Annotated in this window: 19 protein-coding genes and 1 pseudogene; 10 read left to right on the top strand and 10 right to left on the bottom strand. The window is 64.0% G+C overall.

Annotation, left to right across the window (positions count from 1 at the left end):
* Positions 1-192 precede the first annotated feature (192 nt).
* Complete coding sequence (locus OEB96_RS27440) at positions 193-2,124, bottom strand: DNA methyltransferase (protein ID WP_266219714.1); 1,932 nt, start codon at positions 2,122-2,124, stop codon at positions 193-195.
* Positions 2,125-2,288: 164 nt separating this feature from the next.
* The gene (locus OEB96_RS27435) at positions 2,289-2,612 is read right to left on the bottom strand and encodes a hypothetical protein (protein ID WP_266219713.1); all 324 of its coding nucleotides are present in this window, start codon (positions 2,610-2,612) and stop codon (positions 2,289-2,291) included.
* A 97-nt stretch (positions 2,613-2,709) separates the two neighbouring features.
* Between OEB96_RS27435 and OEB96_RS27430 the strand changes: the two genes are divergently transcribed.
* The 6 genes and pseudogenes from OEB96_RS27430 to OEB96_RS46850 all read left to right on the top strand — a co-directional run bounded on the left by OEB96_RS27430 (position 2,710) and on the right by OEB96_RS46850 (position 5,516).
* Positions 2,710-3,129, top strand: a complete 420-nt coding sequence (locus OEB96_RS27430; protein WP_266219712.1) for a hypothetical protein — start codon at positions 2,710-2,712, stop codon at positions 3,127-3,129.
* A gap of 35 nt (positions 3,130-3,164) precedes the next feature.
* Entirely contained in the window at positions 3,165-3,644 is a 480-nt protein-coding gene (locus tag OEB96_RS27425; RefSeq protein WP_266219711.1) for a hypothetical protein, read from the top strand.
* A gap of 142 nt (positions 3,645-3,786) precedes the next feature.
* Positions 3,787-4,839: an IS701 family transposase gene (locus OEB96_RS27420; protein ID WP_266219710.1), complete on the top strand. Its 1,053-nt coding sequence runs from the start codon at positions 3,787-3,789 to the stop codon at positions 4,837-4,839.
* The gene (locus OEB96_RS27415; protein ID WP_266219709.1) at positions 4,839-5,093 is read left to right on the top strand and encodes a hypothetical protein; all 255 of its coding nucleotides are present in this window, start codon (positions 4,839-4,841) and stop codon (positions 5,091-5,093) included. Before OEB96_RS27420 ends, OEB96_RS27415 begins: the two co-directional genes overlap by 1 nt.
* 36 nt (positions 5,094-5,129) lie before the next feature.
* Positions 5,130-5,294, top strand: a pseudogene (locus OEB96_RS46855) (AAA-type ATPase lid domain-containing protein); the annotation flags it as partial.
* A gap of 84 nt (positions 5,295-5,378) precedes the next feature.
* Positions 5,379-5,516, top strand: a complete 138-nt coding sequence (locus tag OEB96_RS46850) for a helix-turn-helix domain-containing protein (RefSeq protein ID WP_456320264.1) — start codon at positions 5,379-5,381, stop codon at positions 5,514-5,516.
* A gap of 983 nt (positions 5,517-6,499) precedes the next feature.
* Here OEB96_RS46850 and OEB96_RS27405 read toward each other — a convergent pair.
* Positions 6,500-7,705 carry a protein kinase domain-containing protein gene (locus tag OEB96_RS27405; protein ID WP_266219708.1) on the bottom strand — a complete coding sequence of 402 codons (1,206 nt, stop codon included), beginning with the start codon at positions 7,703-7,705 and terminating at the stop codon, positions 6,500-6,502.
* Between the two features lie 846 nt (positions 7,706-8,551).
* On the opposite strand from OEB96_RS27405, the gene OEB96_RS27400 reads away from it, so the two are divergent.
* Entirely contained in the window at positions 8,552-11,362 is a 2,811-nt protein-coding gene (locus tag OEB96_RS27400; RefSeq protein ID WP_266219707.1) for a serine/threonine-protein kinase, read from the top strand.
* Positions 11,363-11,382: 20 nt separating this feature from the next.
* A complete protein-coding gene (locus OEB96_RS27395; RefSeq protein WP_266219706.1) occupies positions 11,383-12,720 on the top strand; it encodes a sigma 54-interacting transcriptional regulator in 1,338 nt (445 codons plus the stop codon).
* A gap of 1,063 nt (positions 12,721-13,783) precedes the next feature.
* On the opposite strand, the gene OEB96_RS27390 is transcribed toward OEB96_RS27395, so the two are convergent.
* Positions 13,784-14,623: a receptor L domain-containing protein gene (locus tag OEB96_RS27390; RefSeq protein WP_266219705.1), complete on the bottom strand. Its 840-nt coding sequence runs from the start codon at positions 14,621-14,623 to the stop codon at positions 13,784-13,786.
* Positions 14,624-14,762: 139 nt separating this feature from the next.
* On the opposite strand from OEB96_RS27390, the gene OEB96_RS27385 reads away from it, so the two are divergent.
* On the top strand, positions 14,763-15,665 hold the full coding sequence (locus tag OEB96_RS27385) for a ribulose phosphate epimerase (protein WP_266219704.1): 903 nt from the start codon (positions 14,763-14,765) through the stop codon (positions 15,663-15,665).
* 13 nt (positions 15,666-15,678) lie between these two features.
* Positions 15,679-16,830 carry a hypothetical protein gene (locus tag OEB96_RS27380; protein WP_266219703.1) on the top strand — a complete coding sequence of 384 codons (1,152 nt, stop codon included), beginning with the start codon at positions 15,679-15,681 and terminating at the stop codon, positions 16,828-16,830.
* Between the two features lie 24 nt (positions 16,831-16,854).
* On the opposite strand, the gene OEB96_RS27375 is transcribed toward OEB96_RS27380, so the two are convergent.
* The 6 genes from OEB96_RS27375 to OEB96_RS27350 form a co-directional block, all read right to left on the bottom strand.
* A complete protein-coding gene (locus tag OEB96_RS27375; protein ID WP_266219702.1) occupies positions 16,855-17,883 on the bottom strand; it encodes a hypothetical protein in 1,029 nt (342 codons plus the stop codon).
* A gap of 73 nt (positions 17,884-17,956) precedes the next feature.
* Positions 17,957-18,601, bottom strand: a complete 645-nt coding sequence (locus tag OEB96_RS27370) for a hypothetical protein (RefSeq protein WP_266219701.1) — start codon at positions 18,599-18,601, stop codon at positions 17,957-17,959.
* A 73-nt stretch (positions 18,602-18,674) separates the two neighbouring features.
* Positions 18,675-20,636, bottom strand: coding sequence for a response regulator (locus tag OEB96_RS27365; RefSeq protein ID WP_266219700.1), 1,962 nt, complete (start codon positions 20,634-20,636; stop codon positions 18,675-18,677).
* A 7-nt stretch (positions 20,637-20,643) separates the two neighbouring features.
* The gene (locus tag OEB96_RS27360; protein ID WP_266219699.1) at positions 20,644-21,081 is read right to left on the bottom strand and encodes a response regulator; all 438 of its coding nucleotides are present in this window, start codon (positions 21,079-21,081) and stop codon (positions 20,644-20,646) included.
* Positions 21,081-22,241, bottom strand: coding sequence for a sensor histidine kinase (locus OEB96_RS27355; protein ID WP_266219698.1), 1,161 nt, complete (start codon positions 22,239-22,241; stop codon positions 21,081-21,083). The genes OEB96_RS27360 and OEB96_RS27355 overlap by 1 nt, the downstream gene beginning before the upstream one ends.
* A 201-nt stretch (positions 22,242-22,442) precedes the next feature.
* Positions 22,443-22,646 (bottom strand): hypothetical protein, encoded by a 204-nt coding sequence (locus OEB96_RS27350; RefSeq protein WP_266219697.1) that lies wholly within the window; start codon positions 22,644-22,646, stop codon positions 22,443-22,445.
* Positions 22,647-22,710 lie beyond the last annotated feature (64 nt).

Below are 22,710 nucleotides of genomic sequence, written 5' to 3'. Positions count from 1 at the left end.
CTGTGCTTGCCCATGACCTCGGCGCTACACCAGACCGATCCGGCTGTGGGCTCCGGCCCGGGAGGCACCCGGTAACGGGTTTACCGAGGCCCTGCGCGAGTCGACTGCGGGGGACCTGGATCGGTGGGCGACCGCGCTGCGTGAGAAGCTGGGCGAGCGCTCGGCAAGTGAAGGGGGAAGGCCGGGGAAGGCCTAGTCCTTGCGAACCCGAATAGAGTCTGGAGCTGCGCGCCATGCCTTCGTCTCGGGGTCCTGCTCGATGACCTGCGGAATTGCAAGCTTCCCCTGGGCGTACTGCTTCCCTCGGGTTGTGAGGCGCCTGGCTCCACTCTTCGGTTCATCCTCGACCAAATCCCACGGGGGCAGGCTCAGCTTTCGGTGATTCCCGTAGGCGCCGTTCCCGACCTTCTCCGCGATGTCCTTCACCTTGATCGAGCGCGGTCGACCAGCGTTCCAAAGATAGTCGACCAGCGTGTTGAAGTAGGACGAGAACGTGTAGCAAAGTGCCTTGTAGGCCGGGTTCTTCACGAGCGGTACCGGCGGTAGATCGGGGCCCAGGTAACACCTGGAGAGCGGATGGCCGGTCCGTCCTAGTGCTTCCTGAACTGGTCCCGAGAGATCGTTCAAGGTGAGGAAGGGGCGGCGCTTACCTTCGGGATCTGACCGTCCTGCTCGGGCAGCATCATGCAGCGCCGTAGTAAAGGCGCCGCCCTGGCCCGTGTCGATCGATGGTGTAGCCTCGTAACTTGAGCAGAGGAACGCGTACGCAGCTCCCGCATTCTGGTGGAGGCTGTCTTGCATCGCTGCGGTGATCATCGCGCCGGAGAAGCACGCATCGACGATGAACACCGGATGTACGTCTACGGCTGCGAGCGTGCGCACGATGTCGCGAAAGCCGACCACGCTCAGCGGCAATATCGCGTCGTCCAACGATTTCTTTGAGTCGACGGTGCAGAAGCCAAATTCGGTTTCCCCGACAACACAGCCGTGCCCTGAGAAGTAGAAGACGAGGACATCTCCGCGTGCCGACCGGGTTGCCGCATACTCCAGGACCGCAGTGCGAAGCTCCCCAGCGGTGGGATTGGTGAGGATGGTCGTTGAGCCACCGTAGAGAGCAAGGTCGTCGCTCGTTTCGAACATGGCCCTTACCACGGCCGCGTCTCGTGCTGCACCTGGTAGAGGTTGGAGATGCTCATATTTCTCAACCGCCGCTGCGATCACTGATACTCGTCCGCTTGCCGCCGGTAGAGAGACTGGGTCGTTTGCGGCCTCTCCACGCAGACGTGGAGTCGATATTGGCGCTGTGTCGGTGGGGCGCTCCCCGACGACCTCCACGCGAGGAGACGCAAACGCAAGGCGCCGCTTCATCACCTGGACTGCCTCCTTCTGGACGTCGACCAGGATTGCTCTCCGTCCACAGCGAGATGCCGCCTCGCCCAACGTCCCGCTACCAGCGAAGAAGTCGAGCACTAAGTCGCCCGGTCGAGAGTGGACTTTTACGATGCGCTCGACGATACCAAGCGGTTTTTGGGTTGGGTATCCGGTCTTCTCCCGGCCACTCGTGGGGACGATTGTGTGCCACCAAGTGTCCGTCGGAGTTTTGCCGCGCTTCGCCTTCTCGGGTCCAACCAGACCGGGGGCCATGTACGGGATCCGATCCATCGCATCGAAGTCGAAGGTGTAGTCCTCCGGGTCCTTCGCGAACCAGAGGATCACGTCGTGCTTCGATGACCAGCGCTTCCTGGAGCGACCCCCGAAGTCATATGCCCAAACGATTTCGTTGACGAAGCTCGCGCGACCAAAGATCTGGTCGAGCCAGATCTTGGCGTAGTGGCTCTCGCGCGGGTCCAGGTGAACGAACAGACTCCCATCGGGCGCGAGCACCCGGTAGGCTTCTTCGAGCCGCGGCACCAGGAAAGCGCCGAAGTCGTCGAACGCATCAGCAAAGGACTGCCGTGCGACCACTTGCCGTTCGTATCGCGCGCCCCCGAAGCCGACCGATGCACTGGGCTCGCTCGTCCGACGAGCATGTACAGTCCGCCGCGTTTGGCGCTTGCCCGTGTTGAAGGGCGGGTCGATGTAGATCAGGTTCACCGAGCCTGGGTCGAGCTGGCGCAGAAACACGAGGTTGTCTCCGTGAACGATCAACGGCCGGAGATCGCCGGCGGAAGGTGCACGGGTTGGAGTTGTCGGAACGTCCATGAGGAGTACTCCCGCCCGTCCAATGAGATCCCAGCTCAGTGGCGGTGTCAACGGTCGGCGAAAAGCGGCTCAAGTCCCCTCTCGGCTCAAGACCGGGCCGCGACGTAGACGTGCTTCCGACGCTTGGCTCGGAGCGAGTGCACCCAGGTCCACGACGCCTCGTCGCGCAGCCCCGGCCGGATTTCGGGATCGGTCTGCTCGATGTCGAATGACACCAGCGGTGAATTCCCGCTCCCGAACGTAACCAGCGCGTCCACGGCAGCGTGGGCGGCTACGCGGGCATCAGCGTCCCGATACCCCTCGTCGATCTTGAGATCGAGGACGAAGATCGGATCCCCGCTGGCCAACAACTCGAACTCGACTTCGAACCAGTCATGGAAGCCCTCGTCGTAGTAGGGGCCGTCGAGCACCGCGCTGGCGAACGCCCCCTGCCTGCTCCCCTCGCTCGCGGATCGCCGCCGCGTTCGGGAGTTGTAACTCGTCCTCGGTCCGTGTCATGCTCCGACCATGCCTCGATTCGTCGCAAGTTTCACCATAGAGCTTCCGGCGGCCGTGAAGGCGGACGGCGCAGAGCACTTTGAGCTATCGTTTTCAAATCTGCGGGGGAACCCGGAGACCGCCAAGCATGTGTATCTTAGACTAACTCCCAAAGCAAAAAGAATTAATCAGGCACACTTTCATGTCAGCTATGAAGCTGAGAGCCTCTCCGTGGTTCATGCAGGACCCGGACAGAATTCGCCAGTCATCCTCGTGAACGAGGAGCGTTTCACTATCTGTCCACCGGACGAGTGTCGCGTCGCGCTAATGAATGTAATGTATTTGATAAGCGGTGCGACACTTCAGGCATGGGTTTTCTGGTCGCTGGAAGATCTTCGGGAGCGCACTCGGGATTGGTATGGCATCTTCCCGATCAGGGCCGAACCATAGCTCCTGCGTATACAAACCAAATACCATATTACGGGATGCTAACCCATCTCGGCGAGGACCGCCCCTTGCTCACATCAGACTGGGAGATGATTGCGGCATCGTTCGAGCGCGGACACTCCGCGGTTGAGTTGTGGAGGCTGATTCTTGCCGATGCTCATCGGGAGAGAGCGTTGGATATTCGTAATGTTACTATCAAATGTGCGACTGCTCTGGATGTCGGTGTTCAACCCATGGTGCATTCATTCGATCCCGGAAGGAAGATGGATATGACAGTATTTAAGAGTGGACTTGGCCGAATGCCAAGTCTGGAGGTTGCCGATTCGGCTCTTTACAAATCGGTTGCCCGACTGTGGTACAGCCGCCACGGGATTGTTCATCGCGGACAATCGATGCTCTATGAGAGGAATCCACAGGGCGGCCATCCACCGTTGCGTCCGCTGAACGGTGACGATGTAACCGAATTTCTCAAGGCAGTGCCGCGGGCGATCGCCTTTGTGAAAGCCAACGCGCCCTAGCCTCGACTTTGGCGGTTTTCGAGCCCGGTGGTCGGCTGGACGACCGGGCAGTGTCGTTCATGGATGAAGGGCCTCTCAAGAGGATCAGAGTGGGGTTGCAACAGCCAACCACGATGACCCTCGAGAAAGGACCCGCGTCACCATGCTACCTCAATCCTTCGCCGAGTCCCTGCTGATCTTCGAGTCGTGCTTCACGGCACCCAGCTTTCGGCGATTCTTGACGATCGTCATGGGGTGGATCAGGTGCACGGGCAAGCACACGATCACAGGGGTGATGCGCGCCGCGGGCGTCGTCGGAATCCGAGAGCACAGCGGATACCACCGGTTCTTCAGCCGAGGGGCATGGGAGCCGGACTCCGTAGGGCTGGCGCTGATGAAGCTGGTGCTGGGGCTGTTGTCGAAGACGGCGAGGGTCACCCTGGCCGTCGACGATACGCTCGGCCGACACACCGGCAAGCACATCTCGTCGGCAGGGATGCATCACGATCCCCTGCTGTCGTGTGCCGGTCGATCGTTCTGGCACTTCGGCCACAAGTGGGTGGTCCTTGCGGTGGTCGTCGAGTTTCCCCGATGGGACAAGTCCTTCTCGCTCCCGGTCCTGGTACGCCTGTACCGAACCGAGAAGGTCAACAAGCAGCTCGGCAAGTCGCACCGCAAGATCACAGAGCTCGCTACGGAGCTGCTCGAGCTCGTCTCGGAGAAGTTCCCAAAACGGCAGTTCCTCGTCGTGGCTGACGCCTCCTACATCAACTGCTCCGTGGTGCGACCGCTACCCCACAACATCCAGCTCTTGGGACGCGGCCGAATGGATGCTGCTCTGTACGCGCCGGCACCGACGTATCGCGGTCGGGGCCGCCCAAGGGTAAAGGGCAAGCGGCTGCCGTCGCCCAAGGACCGTCGAGGCAAGTGGACATCCCTTGACCTACTCGTCTATGGGCGCCCGGCGACCATAGAGATCAAGGTCTTCAAGGCCGTCTGGTACAAGGTCAGCCATGGACGGGAGCTGCTGTTCGTGGTCGTCCGTGGCTGGCCAGGTCACGTCAAGCAAGACGTCCTGGTGAGCACCGACCTCGAGAAGAGTGCCCAGCAGGTCGTCGAGTTGTACTGCCTACGTTGGTCCCTGGAGGAGACCTTCGGCTGGGTCAAGAGCCGCGTTGGGTTCGAGGACCCGCAAACCGGACCGAGGCAGCGGTGATGCGTACCGCGCCCATGGCGCTGTGGATCTACTCGTTGGTCATCACCTGGTACGCAGGCTGGTCCAAGGGGCGAAGATCTCTTCCGATGCGGCTCGCGCCTTGGTACCGCGGCAAGAAGAACCCCAGCTTCTCGGACATGCTGGCCACGCTACGCCGCGAGTCGTGGACCCTGTGGATTTCTGATCAGGCGGCACGGAGGCACATCGATCAAAAACAACTGGAGCCCTTGATGGACGCGGTGGGGTATGCGTGAGGGCCTACACGACCGCCAAAGTCGAGTCTAGCGGGACAGTTCCTCGCCGAAGCCAACCGGAAGGCGGGCACCTCCTTGGTGTTCACCGCCGATGCGCTTGCCACCCTGCGCGAGTACGGCTGGCCCGGCAACGTTCGCGAGCTGCGGAGCGTCGTTGGCCGGCTGCCCGCGCTTTGCGACGGGGTCGAGGTCGAGCCGCATCACCTCGCGTTGAGCGACTACCGCCCGCGGAGCACCCAGCTCGACGAGCTCGTAAGGACCGGGACGCTCAAGGAGGTCCACGCGATGTTCGATCGGTGGTTCCTGGCGCGCGTGCTCAAGGAGTGCGGGGGCAACGTGAGCGAGGCAGCTCGGCGGCTCAAGGTCAACCGCAAGATGCTGGTGAACCGGTTGCAGGAGTTGGGGCTGGTGCCGGGGGAGTAGTCCTGCCGAGCACGAGAGCCGCGGCCATCCGCGTCGATCTCCTAGCGGCTCGATCTGCCGGGTTGCGAGCGGCTCCATATCGAACGGATTTGCCGTGCGCTCGATCGGAGTTTCGAGGAGCACACTACCCCTTGCCCCGAGTCCCGCTCCCGCCGCGGTTGCCCGCCGAGCCTTGATGTGCGGTACGCTGTCTTGCTGTCCCTCGCCCCATGCCTGGATCTCTTCCAGGACTGGAAGATTGACATCCCAATCCCAGGACCGATCGGGCAGATTGCGAAGGGATCGCTCCACGCTCCTCCCGACCGTCATGTGTAGCACGGTCAGACAAGAGCGGTTCTTTCTCGGCACACCGAGCGCGTCCAAGTATCCATGCGCAACCGCAATCTCGGCAGCCTGGGCTTCGCAGTTCCGCGTGAAGCTCAGCGCAAGAAGAACGTCGCGAGGAGCCGTGGACATCCGGTTCTCGTGATACCAGGACATGAGGAACGAATCGTAAGGGATTTCCTTCCGGAGCTTGGCTCTCTCCACGGCTGTCCCACTTTCAATAGTCTCGGACATCTTGGCCAGCGACTGCTGATCATGGCCCATCGCACGAGCTAGGCATGCGAAGACGGTCAGATCGTGCTCACCCGCCGCCCTGGGCCGGCTAAGCAAGTTCTGGTGCTGCAAGGTGGTGCTCCGGAGAGTCAAACCCAGGGCGGCCGATGAGCTCGTGGTGCTTGGCTGATTGTGGTTCCGGTGAAAACTTGCACACTTCCGTCCCTGCTGGACATAGTACCCGGCCTCCACGTTATACCTATCACGCTCATCGGACGCACATGTCGCGCCTGCTACATATGCAATGAGCACACTTGCCGCAGCCAGGCCGGGCCATCGAACGAGATCTTCGGCGTCCATGAGTGATTTCTCCTTCAAGCGGCGTAAACTCTACGCTGCGGCCACCATTCCCAAGGTGCGTGTCTTCATCAATTAGAATCACACATCTACGTGCTACCTAGAAGCAGGTACAGGATCGCGAGAAGCACCATCGCTACTGTGGTCCTCCAAAGATAGCCCCATCCGTTGAGTTCGATGGGGTCCCCAAAGATTCCATAAAGAGCATCTCGTGGCACGTTGCCTGAACTGAGAGGCCCTTCTTCGGAAATATCGACAGGGATGTCGCCCTCGGGTGCGCCTCGCGGCACACTGATGTCGATGTTAGAACCCATCAGGTTGGTGGCTTGCATCGGTTCGAGTCGAACGATCGGCGACTCGTCCCCCTTTTCGCTCGTGCCACAGCGCTCTCTAGTCCGCTGGATCTCGGCAATGATTGCCTCGATGCGTAGACTTACATCTCTCGCCGTCCAGGCGTTGGGATCCACGATGAACTCCCGAAACAGGTCGCAGATGTGAGGAGACTCCTCGTTCCCCGCTTGAACCAACTTGTGGACATACTGCTCGTGCCTAGCAGCGTAGTAGGACCGTGCATTCTTGTGCGCGCGGCGCCACAGGCGACTGCGGCGGACGCGAGCGGCATGGTCATTTCGACCAAGCTTGCGGTTGATGGTCTGGCGTTCCTCCGTGATCAAGAGCGGATGCTGGCCCGTTGCCGACTCAAAAAGCAGGATCATCGCTGCGTATATGTCCGCGGTCGGGCTACAGTAGGCGAGGTCGTCGAAGCGTCCCTCGATCATGTAGTCCGGATGCCCCAGCCAGTGACTCGTCTCGAGTTGAATGTCCTCATATGCGAGGAGCTTGCCGCGAGCGTTTTGAGCGATGGTGGCGATGCCGAAGTCAATGATGTAAATGCAGCTATTGCGCTCTAAGATATTCGAATACGAGAGGTCACGGTGAACAACCCCACACTCATCATGGCAAATCTCCAGCGCACGGAATACTTGCGAGAACAACTTGAGAATCCCCAGTGTGTCCAACCCCTCGACCGCGCGGTGCAGCGGCCGTGCATCCTCGAGTAACTGGGATACCACGGCGGGACCCTGGTGGCGCCGTCCCACGTACTCACCGACGATAAGACAATCCGCCTCGCACTGAGCAACCAGCGCGCCGATGCTCCCCTCATTCCTCAGAAACTCCACTTCCTTCCAGCCAACTGACTTGGGGCGCTTGATCGCGACGAGATGACCAGTCTGTGTATCGACGCCCTCGAAGACGGTCCCCTGTCCACCCTCACCGATCTTGTCGCGAATCACGAATCGGCCGCGTCGACCAAGAGTCTCCAAAGGCTCGCCGGCAGCCGTCGTGGTTGCCTCCGCGACAGGCTGCTCTGGGACGCCGCTAGGTGCGGGAACAACGCAAGGAAACGTACCAACGCTTGTCATGACAGTCCGTCCAATCCTTCGCAATTGACGAATCGGTTTTGACCACGGAACCGAACTCCACGATCCTGGCTTGGCGGGAGTGCAGTCGATGTCGTTTGTTGCTGTGACTGGCGCCTCATGAAGGTCACCAGGGCAATGATCACGAGAGTGAGCATGCACGACCTTCATGTTCGGGGATAGTCGGCAGCACGCCGCATTTATGGATGCGACGGCTATCCTCTCGCGACGCCCCCATCGGGATCTCGCGCTTCGTGGCCAGACGCTGTGCGGTGGTGCCTGTGATCCGAGCACGAGGGGGATCGAAACGCGGTCCCCCAACAGGGGGGCCACCAAAGAACCGCCCGGTGGCTGGGCAGGGAGAAGCGGTCATTGCACGGGGGGAAGAGCAAGATGCCTGCCGCCGTGTGGGTGGCCGCTGATTTCAAGGGGTTGAGAGTACGGTGGAGGGTCCGATGGTCGGGGGGCCTACCACGCCCATGGTCACCCGACCTACCAGGCCAAGAGCGAGTGCCGAGCCCTGCGACCCAATCGGGCCTGGCGATCCTCCAAGGCTTGAAACTCGGCGGTCGCGGTCCGAGACCGAATGCTGCAAAGATGTTCAGTCCTGGCGAGCCCTCGTTTCAATGATGGCTGGCCGCACCTTCGCCGCGCGTGCAACCTCCGTCCCCGTGCGAGGCGGAATGAATGACCCACGGCGTGGTATGATGAGCCCTTGTGGTGTCGGCAACTCGCGAGATGGATGGCCCGCCTGGGTCTCACGGCCAAGACTATGCGGTCGAACTCGATCACGTAGGACGGTATCGGTTCCTTGAGTGCGTCGCGACCGGGGGCATGGGGGTGGTGTTTCGCGCGTACGACCCCAAACTTGAGCGCGACGTCGCGGTGAAACTACTCAAGGGTGATGCAAGCGCGTTCGGGAGAGCGCGTCTGTTGCAGGAAGCGCGCCTCATGGCGAAACTCGATCACCCCAACATCGTCGCCGTCCATGATGTGGGTGAACACGAAGATCGAATCTTCATTGCGATGGACCTCGTCGTTGGGCAGACGCTTCGCACATGGTTCGCGGAGGAACACACATGGGAGGAGATCCTGAGCACGATGATCGAGGCGGGTCAGGGCCTCGCCGCTGCTCATGCCCTCGGTATAGTGCATCGCGACTTCAAGCCGGAGAATGTGCTCGTGGACCAGCATGGCCGGGTGCGGGTAACCGACTTCGGCGTGGCGCTTGCCCACGAGGTGCCCACGGAAGCCATCGGTCCGACCGCACCTGCGCTCGTCCTCGACCAGGGCTCTTCCACGGCGCCAACGCGATACGGCACACCGGAGTACATGGCACCCGAGCAGTTTTGCGGCATGACGGTAGGTCCGGTCGCGGACCAGTTCTCGTTCTGCATGACGCTTTGGGAAGGACTATTTGGAGAGCGCCCTTTTTCTGCCACGAACCTTGCGGCGGGTGCCCTCGAACTACGAGTTGGTGTATCGCGACTTCCACGAGGAAGCCGACTACCAAAGCGTGTACAGCATGCCCTTCGTCGTGGGCTCCGACTCGCGCCGGACGAGCGATGGCCTTCGATGGATGCATTGCTCGGCGAACTCATCAGCGCCCGCGCCACGTCACGACGGTCACTACTCGCGGCCGGGGCCTTGCTCACAGCGGCAACGGGCGGCCTCGTAGCGACCCTCGCCCAACTCGACCCAGGCTGTGAGAGCACCACAAGCGCGCTCGCCACCGTGTGGAACCCCGACCGCGACGTGGTGCTCCACCAGTCGTTCTCTCGTACGGGCGTCCTTTTTGCTGAAGATGCTGCCGAGCGCGCGAGCGGGAGGATCGATGACTATGCGAGACGGTGGGGCGAGCTACGACTTGAGAATTGCGATGGTCATCAACGAGGGGATCGGTCCGATGAGTTGTTCGACCTCTCTGTGGCCTGCCTAGACGATCGACTCTCCGCGCTCGAAACGCGGCTTGCCGTGTTCGATGACGCCGACGCAATTACAGTAGAAAACTCCATGGACGTAGTCCTCGGGCTCCCCCGCCTAGACGAATGCCTTGAGGCCAAGGTGCTCCGAAGCGGCCCCGAGCCACCACCAGAGTCCCTGGCCGCGACAGTCCGATCCCTTCGCGATACGCTCCAGCAAGCAATCTCGCTGCGCGAGTCCGGTCACTACGAACGAGCCATCGAACTTGCCCAGCAAGTCGTGGGAGACGACGCTTCGCTGGCCTATTTCCCCCTACGAGCCGAGGGGTTGCTCGAACTCGGTCGCTCGCAATCCCGGAGCACGTTCCCCAGCGAGGCGCGAAGGTCCCTCGAAATGTCCCATGATGCAGCAACGCAGGCCAAGCACGACTCGCTGGCGGCAGAGGCTTCCGTGGGCCTCGTCTACGTCCTCGCCACGCAATTGCATAGGCTCGATGACGCGGAAACATGGGTGGGCCGCGCCGAGGCATGGATCGAGCGAACTGACGCGCCCCTGCATCTGCGCGCCTCATTCCTCACTCATCGAGCTCTGCTCGCGCTCGAGCGGGGGGAGTTCGACGCGGCATGCGCGCTCTTTCGGCAAGCGATTGACACACAGCTCACGGCTCAGGACATTCACCCTCTTTCTCTCTCAAGCAAGTACAACAACCTCGGCTTGGCCCTGGAGCGCGCAGGCCACAGCGAAGAGGCAATCGCGGCACATACCAAGGCACTCGAGTTGCGTCAGGAGATACTCGGCGAGCACCATCCCGACATCGCCACGTCCCACATGCAGCTTGGAAACGTCTTCAATCAGCAACACGACTATACCCGGGCACGGCAGGAACTCGAACTCGCCCTCGCGAGCTTCCAGAGCACGGTAGGAGAAGCTCACCACGCCACTGCTGCCGCGCACACGAATCTCGGCCTGGTGCTGCAACGACAAGGAGAGCTGCCACTAGCCCTCGCGCAACACTACGCAGCCCGCGAGAGCTATGCTGCTGCAGGTGGCGACCGAAGGGTCGAACTGGGGCAGGTTGCCCTCAATGTCGCGACGGCGCTTGGCGACCAAGGAAAGCACGCGGAGGCCCTTGAGGAGAATCTATTGGCGCTTCGGCTGTTTCAGGACGCCCTGCCCCCGGAGCACCCATTCATCGGGCACACATTTCACAACATCGGTCGCGAACAGTTGGCTCTCGGCGATATTGAGGCATCACTCGAGGCCGAACAGGAGGCGCAGCGGATCTGGGAGACGAGGAATGGCCCTCAGTTTCCCAATCTCGTCTACTCCCTGTCGGGAATCGGTGAGGCTCTTCATCGACTCGGGCGCTTGGACGAAGCTCTGGTGCCACTTGAGCGTGCCATCGTGGTGGGGGAGCAATCTGACGGCGATCCCGCGGGTCTAATGTGGGCCCGTCTCGTGCTGGCCCGAGTGTTGGACGAACGGGGAGGCTCGGAGGAACGAGTGCACGCCTTGGCCAAGTCAGCTCTCGACTGGCTCGATGCTTCTGGGGCCAACGATCCCGAGGCGCGGCCCGAGCTCGAACGCTTGCTTGACCCGCTCCGATGAAGCCCCTACGATCGTCGCCGATGGCCTCCAATACGATGATCCCCACGACGAGGACGGCAGATGGGCCGATGTTTCGGCGCCGCCTCGGGCGTAGCCTGTTGCAGGTAACAGAGGGCTCGGACAAGGGTAAGGAGGCCAGGATCACCGGAACCTGCATCGGTGGCGGAAGAAGTTCGGTCAACGAGCTTCAATTGAGCGATGACTCAGTGAGCGGCACGCACTTCCAACTCCTTCTAACGGAGGAGGGGGTACTGTTGCGGGATCTCGGTAGCACGAACGGCACGTGGATTCGGCGAACACGGATTCGCGAGGCATGGATTGAAGTAGGCACCATATTCCATGCTGGGCGATGCGGTATTCGGCTCGTATCGGCCGATGAGGTCGATGTTCCGCTTTCCTCGAGCGATCACTTCGATGCGATGCATGGCGGAAGCGAGATCATGCGGGAGACATTCGCGGCGCTCGAACGAGTGGCAGGATCCCCAATTGACGTGCTGCTAATCGGTGAGACTGGTACAGGCAAGGAGTTGGCATCAAGGGGGATTCACGCGCGATCGTCTCGCCGTGAGGGCCCGTTTGTGGTGCTCGACTGCGGCTCCTTACCACGCGAACTGGCCGAAGCAGCCATACTCGGCTATCGCAAGGGGGCGTTTACCGGCGCATTCGAGGACACGAAGGGTGCATTCGAGGAGGCCAACGGTGGTACCTTGTTTTTGGATGAGATCGGCGATCTGCCTCTTGCCCTGCAGCCCAAGTTGCTGCGCGTGCTCGATCGCCGTGAAGTCCATCGGATCGGAGAATCTAAGCCGCGAATGGTCGACGTACGCGTAATCGCGGCAACCCACCGAAACGTCAGGCAAATGGTGGGAGAGGGGAAGTTTCGAGAGGATCTCTATTTCCGAATTTCGGGCGTTGTCCTCGAACTGCCGCCGCTCCGAAGACGAGGGGACGATGTCATCGCGTTGGCGCGAAGTTTCGTCGAACAGTATGCGGCAGAGAAGGGCGACTCGATTACGTTGAGCGACGGTGCCATCGACGCCCTGCGTGCACATGACTGGCCCGGAAATGTGCGAGAGTTGGACAAAACGATCCGGCGCGCCGTTCACTTCACACCGCAATCCGCGATTCGGGCTGAGGATCTGTCGTTGGGAAGTCGCTCGGCACGCGGTGAGGACGAACTCGATGCGTTGTTGAGTCTGACGCTCGACGATGCCAAGCAGGCGTTCGAGACCATTTACCTGCGGCGGTTGTTCGACGAGTGCGGCGGCAACGTCAGCGAAACAGCCCGACGCGCCAAGCGCAGTCGGCCCTGGCTGCGCGAGCTACTCAAGAGCTACGGTATCCACGGCACGGAGTAGCCGTCGCCCGTTGTGAGGATGTTCTCCCATGCCGTCGAGCAGTGTCTGCGGGTCGAGGCATGCGGGGGAGAACGCGGAGCACGGGGTCCGCGGCACACTGCACCACGCACCACAAGCATTTCCGCGGCCTCGTCACGGTCGCCGGTTCGGCCTTGGGAGCTTCATGGCGGGCGGTACGCCAACCTACCACCGACTGGCCGCGGCTCCCGTCTGGTCGATTCCAGGTGCTGCGCGGCCACGGTGGCGGCGTCTGCCGCCCGTCCCAAGTCCCAAGTGAGTGTCGTGGCTCGTTGCTCGGTCGTAAGATCCGCCGCCATCACGGCCGCCAGCCGCGTCGACGGCTGACGCAGCGTGACGCCGTCGGCCGTTCCCGTACCCATCGAGCTGCGCGAGGGGGTTCACTCACTCGCCCGTCGTCGAGCGCGAGCGCTCCACTCCCCGGACGACTTCGTGCGATCGCGATCGTCGATCGATGTCGAGCGTGGGCATCACCCCGACACCGGATCTCGGTGAAGGGGTGATTTTGGGGCGCTCTATCGCGCCTCCCGAAAGCCCATGCCGAGAGCGGAGCCCATTGCGCCCGACGGAATCCTCGTGTTGACTGACGGGGTGTGTTCGAGGGGTCCTCCGAGAGGAGCGCCTCATAGCTCTCGAGTGTTTAGGAACCGACGACCGTACATCGACACCCATCACCGCTCGAATGCGACAGCTCCAGAGGTCCCTCTCGCGCGATGTCGCGGAAGGGTTCGACGTGCTCGGGCTACGCCAGCACGTGGGCCAGCGCGGCTGCGTCACCGAGCATCGATGGGAGGGCGAAGGCTACGGCCACGCTCGTACTGATGACGACGGCTCGATCGTCCTGAGCGGCGGCACCTCGCTCCCGATGCGGAGCGCGATGCGATCGACGGGCTGACCCGCCCGGAATACTGGAGACATGTTGGAGACGGCACCGGGACCGTCAAAAAACTCAAATGATTCAGGTGGCTTAGAGCGAAAAATTCGACTACTGCGACGGCGAGGAGCCCGAGCAGACCTGCCCGTGAAGCCCGCGCCCACGCCGTCCCTAGCAATCGTCGTCGTTGGCCACGGTGGTCCAGCTCTCGGGCGGCGTCGGGGGCTCGATGATCCCCGAGCCGACGCAGTTGACGCTGCTGATGCACAGCGAGGGGTTGTGGGTGACGGCGAAGAATCCACCGAGCACGAGCAACCGACCGAGGCCATCCATGCTGCGAAGCACCGGGTTGGCCCGAATCGACAGGTTGCCGCCGCGGAATTCCTCCTGACCGTCGACGTCGATGAACGTGTCGCCCGTGATGCCAACCAGGCTGTGGAATCCGGTGATGGCCTTGAGGGAGTCGTTGTCGTGGATCAAGAGCGTGTTGGTCATCGTCATGATGGTGGGCATGCCGTCGAAGACCGTCAGCGCGTCGTTGTCCTGGAAGATGAAGCTCGTACCGATCTCTCGCAGGCTCCACAGGCCGTCGACGTTGGTGAGCGCGTCGTTGTCGAAGATCGTCACGTCGCCCGTGACCACCGCGACGCAGCCCATGAAGTCGAGGTTGGTCAGCGCGGTACGGTGGATGCGAAGCGAGCCCTCGATCCGGCGCACGCCCTCGAGGATGGAGGTATCGTCGTCACCCTCGATGATGACGCTGATCGGCGCCACCTTGTCGGCACGGCTACAGTCGAACCGCGAGGGAGGAACGGGCCGTGGGTCGTGGCACGACACGGGAGCGGGCTCGTCGGCCGTGGTGGACTCGTCGAGAGCGCCGGAGCTCGAGTCCGAGCTCGAGCCCACCCCGGAGCTCGACCCGGCGGCCGTCGACCCGCCTTCATCACTACCGCTGCCACCCTCGAGGTCGGGTTGGGGGCTCGCGCATCCGAGCCCGACCGCCAGGGACATGACCAACCCACTACCCCCGAGCCACCGCGTGTCGACCATGTCGGAATTGTTCGCTTTTCCATTAATCGAAGTCAACCGAAGATCAATGTTGAAAAGTTAGCTTCGATCGATTTATGATGAGATGGTGCGCCGCCCCTCGATGCCCAAGCCAGCCTCCTGCCTCCCCCTGGCGCTCGCGGCGTTGGTCGCCTGCGGGCACGAGGATTCGACCTTCGCGCCGCAGGGAGAGAGCAGCAGCGGCGAGGAGCCGAGCAGCAGCTCGAGCGTGGCGGGTACCACGATGGCACCAGAGGAGCCCGAGCCCGAGCCCGGTAGTGACAGTAGCGGGGGCGAGACCACGAGCAATTTCCTCTCCAATCCCGACGCAGGCGGGGACTCCTACCAGTGCGACCCGTACACGCAGAACTGCCCGCCGGGGCAGAAGTGCATGTACTGGGCGAACGACGGCGGCAGCTCGTGGAACGCCACCCGCTGCACCGACATCGCCCCCGATGCCGGCGACGTGGGCGAGCCCTGCACGGTGGAGGGCAGCGGCACCAGCGGCATCGACACCTGCGTGGTCGGAGCGATGTGCTGGAACGTCGACCCCGATACCAACGAGGGCACCTGCGCCGAGATGTGCACGGGCAGCGAAACCGAGCCGTTCTGCTCGGATCCCGGGATGATCTGCTCCGGCCGGGGTCCCTACCTGTGCTTGCCCACCTGCTGCCCCATCGAGCAGGACTGTCCCGAGGGACAGGCGTGCTATCCGGTCCAGGACACGTTCTTCTGTGCCCCGGACGCGAGCGGCGACGCGGGAGCCTTCGGCGATTCCTGCGAGTTCATCAACGTCTGCAACGCCGGCCTGATGTGTCTGGGCTCGTCCTCGCTGCCTCCGGGCTATCCGTGCGAGGCCGCGGCCGGCTGCTGCACGGCCATGTGCGAGCTCGGCCACGACGAGTGCAACCTGCTGGATCCGGCCCTGGAGTGCGTCGCCTGGTACGAGCCGGGACGCGCTCCCCCGGGGTACGAGTTCGTTGGCGTGTGCGTCCTGCCGGAGTGAGCGGATGCTGGCCATGCGCGCGTGCACGCCATCGCCGATCGCCCTCGGCCTCGCCCTGCTGGGGAGCGTCGTCGGCTGCTCCGAGGCCTCGTCCTCGGGCGAGGATGGAGAGCTCGTCGGCTCCTCGTCGTCGAGCGACGACGGCTCGAACGACGGCACGCTCGAAGAGGGCTCGTCGGGTGAGCCCGAGGGCCCCCCCGATGCCTGCGCCGACGCGTGTCTCGAGCGCACGACCCCGGAGGGCACCGCCACCTGTCACTCGTGCCGCTGCAAGGTCGCGCTCGACGACTGGCTGCCCACGGCTCTCGAGCTCCAGTGCAGCCACGCGGAGCCCATCGTCACCTACCACGCGGAGCTGTCGGAGACCGACTACGTGCTCGAGCCCACCGCCCCCGGAGCGATGTACTGCGCCAATCCTTCGCTGCTGACCGGCTCGTGCCGGCAGGGCAGCAAGCTCGGCCAGCTCGCCCACGGCGACGTGTCGATGTACTGGATCTGCCGCGACCCCTACATCGACTACGACGGCACGGTGCTCTACCACGACATGGCCGTGATCGGTCACAACCGCCGGACCGGTGCGACCTGCTTCTGGGACGACATCAACGACGTGATCCACGAGGACGATGCGCCTCCGCTGGATCTGTTGGAAGCGTCGGAAGAGGAGCGAGCTCGATCGACCGAGTGGTTTCCGTACAACGACGGCAGCCGCTGCATCAAGTGCCACGACCACGACCCCTTCCTCTACACGCCCCACCTGCAGTCCACGACCTGGGAGAGCGTGGCCGCGTCCAAGGGTCCCTACCACCTGGTGGGGCTCGACGGCTCGGCCCGATCCACCCAGGTGAAGGAGCTGGTCTCGCCGCAGGCCAGCGCCTGCACGAGCTGTCATCGGATCGGGAGCAACCAAACCTGCAGCGTCTTCGCCCCCGATGCCCTCGCGGCGCACAAGGGCAGCCTGTACGAGTCGCAGGTGCACGCCGCAGCCGAGCCGGGCAGCCCGCACTGGCCGCTCGCATACTGGATGCCCGGCCCCATGCATGCCTTCGGCGACTTCGGAGAGTGGGAGTCGACCTACGGCAGCGCGCGGGAGCACATTTTGAAGTGCTGCGAGGCACCCGGGGTCGACGGTGATGGCTGCCAGTGGCGGCCGGTGCCCGTGGAGTGACGCGAGCGCACGAGACCCGCCTCTTCAGGCCAGCGGATCCCAGGTTCGACCGTGGCGCAGCAGCGAGCGCGCGAGCGCGGGATGGGTCGCGGCCCAGCGGTCGTCGAACAGCCACCACTGCTGATGGCCGAAGAAGTCGCTCACGTGCTGTGTGATCGCGGCAAAGTGCTCGGCGCAGGTGATCTTGGTGAGCGTGGCATCTCCCGAGTTGGGCGAGAGCGAAGCCGCCATGTCGGCGAAGCCGGTGACCGCGTCGGCGTGGGAGCCGATGCCGAGCTCCATGGTGCTGCTGTTGCCCAGCGACTGGATCGGATGGTCGCGCAGGCGCTCGAGGGCGGGGGCGAGGGTGGTCTCGCCCTCGCGCACCAGTCCTCGCAAGAGCCGCGGCTCCAGCGGCCACGGGCCCACGTAGCCCCACGAGGTGGGCGGCATCGGCCGGGGGGTGATCGTGCGCAGGTACTCGCAGAGCCCGGGGAGCCGCACGCCGCGGATCACCAGGCTCTCTCCGGGCAGGCTGTCGGAGTCATAGAACGTGCCCAGCACCATGTAGGTGGCGCCCGCGCCGTTGCCCGCGGGCGACAGCTCGGTGAGCGAGAAGCCGGGATCGAAGCCCGAGTCGCGGGAGGGATCGGCGTCGGTGGGCAGCGGCCAGTCCTCGTGCAGCAAGAAGGCGAGGCGATCGGCGTGCTCGGCCACCGCGTGGGCATCGAAGAAGAAGTAGGCCAGGCCGACCTCGTCGTCGTCGGTCAGCACGCGGATGCAGTGCTCGTCGTGGAGGATCTCCCCTTCGACGTAGAGGTGCTCGTCGAGGTGGGCGAGCAGGGCCGCCATGGACTCGGGCGCGGGCACGCCGAGCTCGCGAGCCCGCTCGAATGCGCTGGCCAGGCCGTAGACGTGGCCCCGCAGCGACTGCGTGATCCACTGGTGGGGATCGGGCGCGTCCCAGCCCTCGCGAAACCACGCGAGGATGTCGGCGTGGGGCAGGTGGACCACCCGCTTGGACAGCGGGCCGTCGTAGTGGCTGCGATAGACGAACGTCAGGCCGTGGGGCACGGCTCTACGCTAGCACGGGCCGGTGCGACGAAACTCGTCGTCCGTGGGCCCGCGAACGAGCCCGCGGGCGATTTCAGTTGCACACGCCCTGCGCGGCGGCGAGCTGCGCATCGCAGTAGCCGGGCATGCCGATCGAGGGCAGATCCACGCACTGCAGGGTGCTGATGCAGGCGGCGAAGTCCTCGAACGCGGCCCCGCATGCGGCTCCGAAGGACATGTAGAGGTAGGCCGCATACTCCTCGCAGTAGGCGGTGTACGTTGCGGCGGCGGTCGGATCGCCGCCGGCATAGCACGCGGCGAGCACGTAGCCGTAGGCCTCGCAGGCCGAGCCCGGCGGTGGGGGTCCGGTCATCGAGTCGTCGCCCGCGCTGGTGGTGGCCGAGGCGCTCACGCTGGCGTTGCCGTCGTCCGATCCGGCGCTGGCGCTCGCACTCGCACTCGCACTCGCACTGACGGTGACCGAGTCGCCGGCCGAGACCGTGACGGTGGCGCTCGCACTGGCGGTTGCGCCGCTGGTGCCATCGACCGCACCCGAGCCCTCGCCGGTGGTGCCCTCGGCGTCGTCACCGGTGTCCATGCTGCTCGTGCCGTTGCCCCCATAGGGAGTACTGGTGAACGAGGTGCCATTGTCGGGCACGCCCACGGAGCAGCCCAACGCGAGCGGCGCGAGCCCGAGCAGGAACAAGAGGTCGTGATGGCGAGCGTCGAGGTCGTTCATGGGGCCGAGGTGGCTCGTTTCCCATGATGGTACACCCAGCCGGGCTCGGGAGCCCGAGTGATCCGCTCCGGCTCTACCCGACCCGTGGCTCGAGCCAGCGCTTGAGGACTCGATCCAGGGACTCGAGGGTGATGGGCTTGGCGACGAAGTCATCCATGCCGACGGCGATGCAGCGCTCGCGGTCCTCGACCCGCGACGAAGCGGTGACCGCGATGATCGGCCGCCACTGTGCGTCGCGGTAGCGTCGTCGGATCTCCCGGGTGGCCTCGTAGCCGTCCATCTGTGGCATCTGACAGTCCATGAGGATGAGGTCGTAAGAACGCACTCCCAGCGCGTCGAGCGCTTCGAGCCCATTGGTGACCATGTCCGCGCTGCAGCCGAGTCGCTCGATCTGCGCCATTGCGACCCGTCGATTGATGGCGTTGTCGTCCGCGATGAGGAGATGAGGTCGACCAGAGCGCGTCGCCGGCCCGTGATGCACGGGCTCCTCACGCGTCGGTCGACCGAGCACCTTCAGCACCCGGGAAGGCCGTGGGGGCTTGTACAGGAGCTCGGCAATCGCCTCGAGCGACTGGTCCAGGGCTCGCGACGCCTCGTTCATGCGGCTCAAGACGACGACCCGGGGCCTCGCTGCCCCGAGGGATCGGGCGGTGTCGAGCGCGGTGCAGAGCGCGAGGGCACCGGGCTCGAGCAGCGGCTGGTCGGCGATGACCGCGTCGAAGGGCCTCCCCTCGGCGGCTCGGTCGACGATCAACGACAGGGCCTCGCGCGCCAGGGATGCACGCTCACAGCGAGCGCCATCGGCCTCGAGATGCGCGACGAGCGTGCCCGCGGTGACGTCGTTGGCGTCGACGAGCAGGATCCGTCGACCGCACGAGGCCCCGGAATCGACCGCGCGCTCGCGGGCGACGGTTGGCAGCGGGACGCTGAACCAGAAGCTCGAGCCCTCGCCCTCGATGCTGTCGTAGCCGATGCGCCCTCCCATGAGCTCGACGAGGTGCTTGGCGATGCTCAGCCCCAGCCCGGTGCCGCCGAACTTGCGGGTCATCGACGAGTCGACCTGCGTGAATGGTTGGAACAGGTCATCCCGGGCCCACCCGGGGATGCCGATGCCGGTGTCGTGGACCCAGAACGTCACCTGGGTGCGGCCGTCCGGCATCGCCTCGGTCTCGAGTCGGATGTGGACATGGCCGCGGCTCGTGAATTTCACGGCGTTCGCCGCGAGGTTCGTCAGGATCTGCCGCAAGCGGCTCGGGTCGCCGCACAGGCGAGGCTGATGGGGCGCGAGCTGGCACAGCAGCTCGACGTCCTTGGCGTGCGCGTGCGAGATCAAGACGTCGCACACGTCCCACAGGATCTCGGCCGGGTCGAGCTCGACCGCCTCGAGCTCGACGTGACCCGACTCGATCTTGGAGAAATCGAGGACGTCATTGACGAGATCCATCAGCGACTTCGCGCTCGTGTTGATGGACTCGGCGATGCCGCGCTGCTCGGGTCGTAGCGGCATGCTGAGCATCACGCTGGTCATGCCGATGACTCCGTTGAGCGGGGTGCGAAGCTCGTGGCTCATGTTGGCCAGGAAGCAGGACTTGTGCTCGTTGGCCGCGATCGCTTCGTCGCGGGCCCGCGCCAGCTCTCCATCCATGCGAGCCCGATGGATCGCATAGCGGATCGCGCGCTCGAGGAGATCGGCGCTCAGGGTGCCCTTGACCAGGAAGTCCACCGCTCCCCGGCCCATGGCCTGCAGATCCAGCTCGCGACGATACTGGCCGGTCAACAGGATGAACGGGGTCGGGATCCCGTACTCGGAGGCAACGCCCAGCACGTCCAGCCCCGTGTGCAGACCGAGGTGGTGGTCGACCAGGGCCACGTCGTACGTGCGAGACAGCAGGCGCTCGACGGCATCGTCGAAGGCGGTCACCCAGTCGAGCTCGTAGTCCGCTCCCTCGGCGGTGGCCAGCAGCTCACGGATGATGATCCAGTCGTCTTCGTCGTCTTCGATGAGGAGGATCCGGATCGAGGAGGGGTGGTCCATGGCGTGCTCACCTCGGCAAGCGAACGATCTCGAACCAGTACGAGCTGAGGGTGGCCACGACCGACGCGAGGGCCTCGAATGTCACCGGCTTGCGAATGAACGAGTTGACCCCCAGGTCGTAGGTGCCATGCACGTCCTCGTCGGCATCGGAGGTCGTGAGGACCACCACCGGGATCTTGCGAAGCGCCGGGTTCTCCTTGATCTCCCGCAGCGCCTCGCGACCATCCTTGCGCGGCATGTTGAGGTCGAGCAGGATGAGCGAGGGCTTGGGGTGGAGCGTGCGGTCCGCGTAGGATCCGCGGCCCAGGAGATAGTCCATCAGATCCTCGCCATCGACCACGAAGCGCAGGTCGTTGGCCAGGTGGGCGTCGTCGAACGCATCTCGGGTCAGATCGCGATCGTCCGCGTCGTCGTCCGCCATCAGTATGGTGATTCCCTCTCGCATCAGCGTGCCTCCTTCAAGCGAACGGTGAAGGCGGACCCTTCACCCGGTTTGCTCTCGACCGACAAGGACCCTCCGTGGCGCACGGCGATCTCGTGACAGACCGCGAGCCCGATGCCGGTGCCCGGGTACTCGGCGCGGGTGTGGAGCCGCTGGAAGGGCTTGAAGATCCGGTCGGCGTACCTCGGGTCGAAGCCGATCCCGTTGTCGCGAACGGTGATGGCGAGGTAGCCGCGGTCGAGCGCGGCGCTCACCGAGATTTCCGGAACCACCCCTTCTCGCCGGAACTTGAGCGCATTGGACAGGAGGTTCTGGAACAGCTGCCGCAGGCGGGTTTGATCGCCCAGGACGCGCCCGGGAACGGGATCCACGCTCACCGTGGCCTGCGCCTCGGTGATCGAGATCTCCAGGTCGTCGACCACGCTGGTGAGGATCGTGCTCGGATCGACGGCGTCCAGGGAGGACGGACTGGAGTGCACGCGCGAGTACATCAACAGATCCGAGATCAACGTGGACATGCGCCCGGCCGCGTTGACCATGCGGTCGAGGTAGTCGGCGTACTTGGGTTCCAGCCGAGCTCGCTGGCTCGCCTGGATGCGATCGCCGAACGCCCGGATCTTTCGAAGCGGCTCCTGCAGGTCGTGGGAGGCGATGTAGGCGAACTGCGCCAGCGAAGCATTGCTGCGCTCGAGCGCCCGGTTGGCGTGCTCGAGCGCGATGGCCTTGGCATCGAGCCTGGCCTGCAGCTCGTATTGCGCGGTGATGTTGGAGTAGGCGATGCAGACGTAGCGCTCGAAGACGGGAAAGGCCGAGGCCTGGTACACGCCCCGCTGGATCGTTTCGTCGCCGTAGACGAGCGTGCCGAGGTCGATGGTCTTCCTGGCGTGCCAGACCTCGTCGAGCACCCGCTGGGGCTGACCGGTCTCGATGTACGAAGGATATGCCTCCCTCATCGTCTGGCCGATGAGCCGCTTGATGTCCGTTCCAGCCGCGACACCGGCGTGCTCGTTGGCCAGCACGAGGCGCAGCCGACCGGGGTCGGTATCGCTCTCGACGCGGTAGACGATCAAGCCGAGGGGGGTCTTGTCGACCAGGCTGCGGAGCATCGCGAGCTGCTCCTCCGCTCCCACGCCAAGGGCGGCCTCATCATTGGGGGCTTCCATGAGTGCCCAACGTTCTTGACCACTTCATCCGAACTGCAATCGGTCCGATCGTCTTTTTCGAACCGGTGGGACGGATGAGCCATCGAGCGCGGAATCGACCCGCTACCGTCGAGCTGTTTCATCCCAATGGAACATGGTTTGTCCGACCTCGGCCCGATTCGGGCCACGTGTCCACGTTGACGATGTCCATCGAGGATGTCGCTACACGAGGTTGAGCAAATCGAGCAACATCGGCCCTCCCCACGCTGTCACGATCCCCATGGCAAGCGAGGCTCCGGCGATCACGGGGATCGCGAGCCCGAGGCCGCTGACGGTGAGCACGGTGGCGGTCAGGCCCGCGCCGACCACTCCCCAGAGGAGTCGCCAGCCGATTCCGGTCTCCGATCCTTCCTTGCGCTTGCCCATCGACGGCGATGGTACACCGGGGACGATGGCCCAGCCGCACGGGAAGGGATTGCGATGCGCAGCG

Source organism: Paraliomyxa miuraensis (assembly GCF_026337845.1).
Lineage (GTDB): Bacteria > Myxococcota_A > Polyangia > Nannocystales > Nannocystaceae > Paraliomyxa > Paraliomyxa miuraensis.
The sequence above is the reverse complement of the archived record's forward strand: the minus strand, read 5'-3'. Positions and strand labels throughout refer to the sequence as shown.

What these genes read in the sequence shown, in the direction of transcription:
- OEB96_RS46850 (WP_456320264.1), top strand. Translation starts at nt 5,379, where the DNA reads ATGTTCGATCGGTGGTTCCTGGCGCGCGTGCTCAAGGAGTGCGGGGGC.
- OEB96_RS27390 (WP_266219705.1), bottom strand. Translation starts at nt 14,623, where the DNA reads ATGTCCCTGGCGGTCGGGCTCGGATGCGCGAGCCCCCAACCCGACCTC.
- OEB96_RS27350 (WP_266219697.1), bottom strand. Translation starts at nt 22,646, where the DNA reads ATGGGCAAGCGCAAGGAAGGATCGGAGACCGGAATCGGCTGGCGACTC.
- OEB96_RS27370 (WP_266219701.1), bottom strand. Translation starts at nt 18,601, where the DNA reads ATGAACGACCTCGACGCTCGCCATCACGACCTCTTGTTCCTGCTCGGG.
- OEB96_RS27415 (WP_266219709.1), top strand. Translation starts at nt 4,839, where the DNA reads ATGCGTACCGCGCCCATGGCGCTGTGGATCTACTCGTTGGTCATCACC.
- OEB96_RS27360 (WP_266219699.1), bottom strand. Translation starts at nt 21,081, where the DNA reads ATGCGAGAGGGAATCACCATACTGATGGCGGACGACGACGCGGACGAT.
- OEB96_RS27395 (WP_266219706.1), top strand. Translation starts at nt 11,383, where the DNA reads ATGGCCTCCAATACGATGATCCCCACGACGAGGACGGCAGATGGGCCG.
- OEB96_RS27420 (WP_266219710.1), top strand. Translation starts at nt 3,787, where the DNA reads ATGCTACCTCAATCCTTCGCCGAGTCCCTGCTGATCTTCGAGTCGTGC.
- OEB96_RS27385 (WP_266219704.1), top strand. Translation starts at nt 14,763, where the DNA reads ATGCCCAAGCCAGCCTCCTGCCTCCCCCTGGCGCTCGCGGCGTTGGTC.
- OEB96_RS27365 (WP_266219700.1), bottom strand. Translation starts at nt 20,636, where the DNA reads ATGGACCACCCCTCCTCGATCCGGATCCTCCTCATCGAAGACGACGAA.
- OEB96_RS27355 (WP_266219698.1), bottom strand. Translation starts at nt 22,241, where the DNA reads ATGGAAGCCCCCAATGATGAGGCCGCCCTTGGCGTGGGAGCGGAGGAG.
- OEB96_RS27425 (WP_266219711.1), top strand. Translation starts at nt 3,165, where the DNA reads ATGCTAACCCATCTCGGCGAGGACCGCCCCTTGCTCACATCAGACTGG.
- OEB96_RS27380 (WP_266219703.1), top strand. Translation starts at nt 15,679, where the DNA reads ATGCGCGCGTGCACGCCATCGCCGATCGCCCTCGGCCTCGCCCTGCTG.
- OEB96_RS27430 (WP_266219712.1), top strand. Translation starts at nt 2,710, where the DNA reads ATGCCTCGATTCGTCGCAAGTTTCACCATAGAGCTTCCGGCGGCCGTG.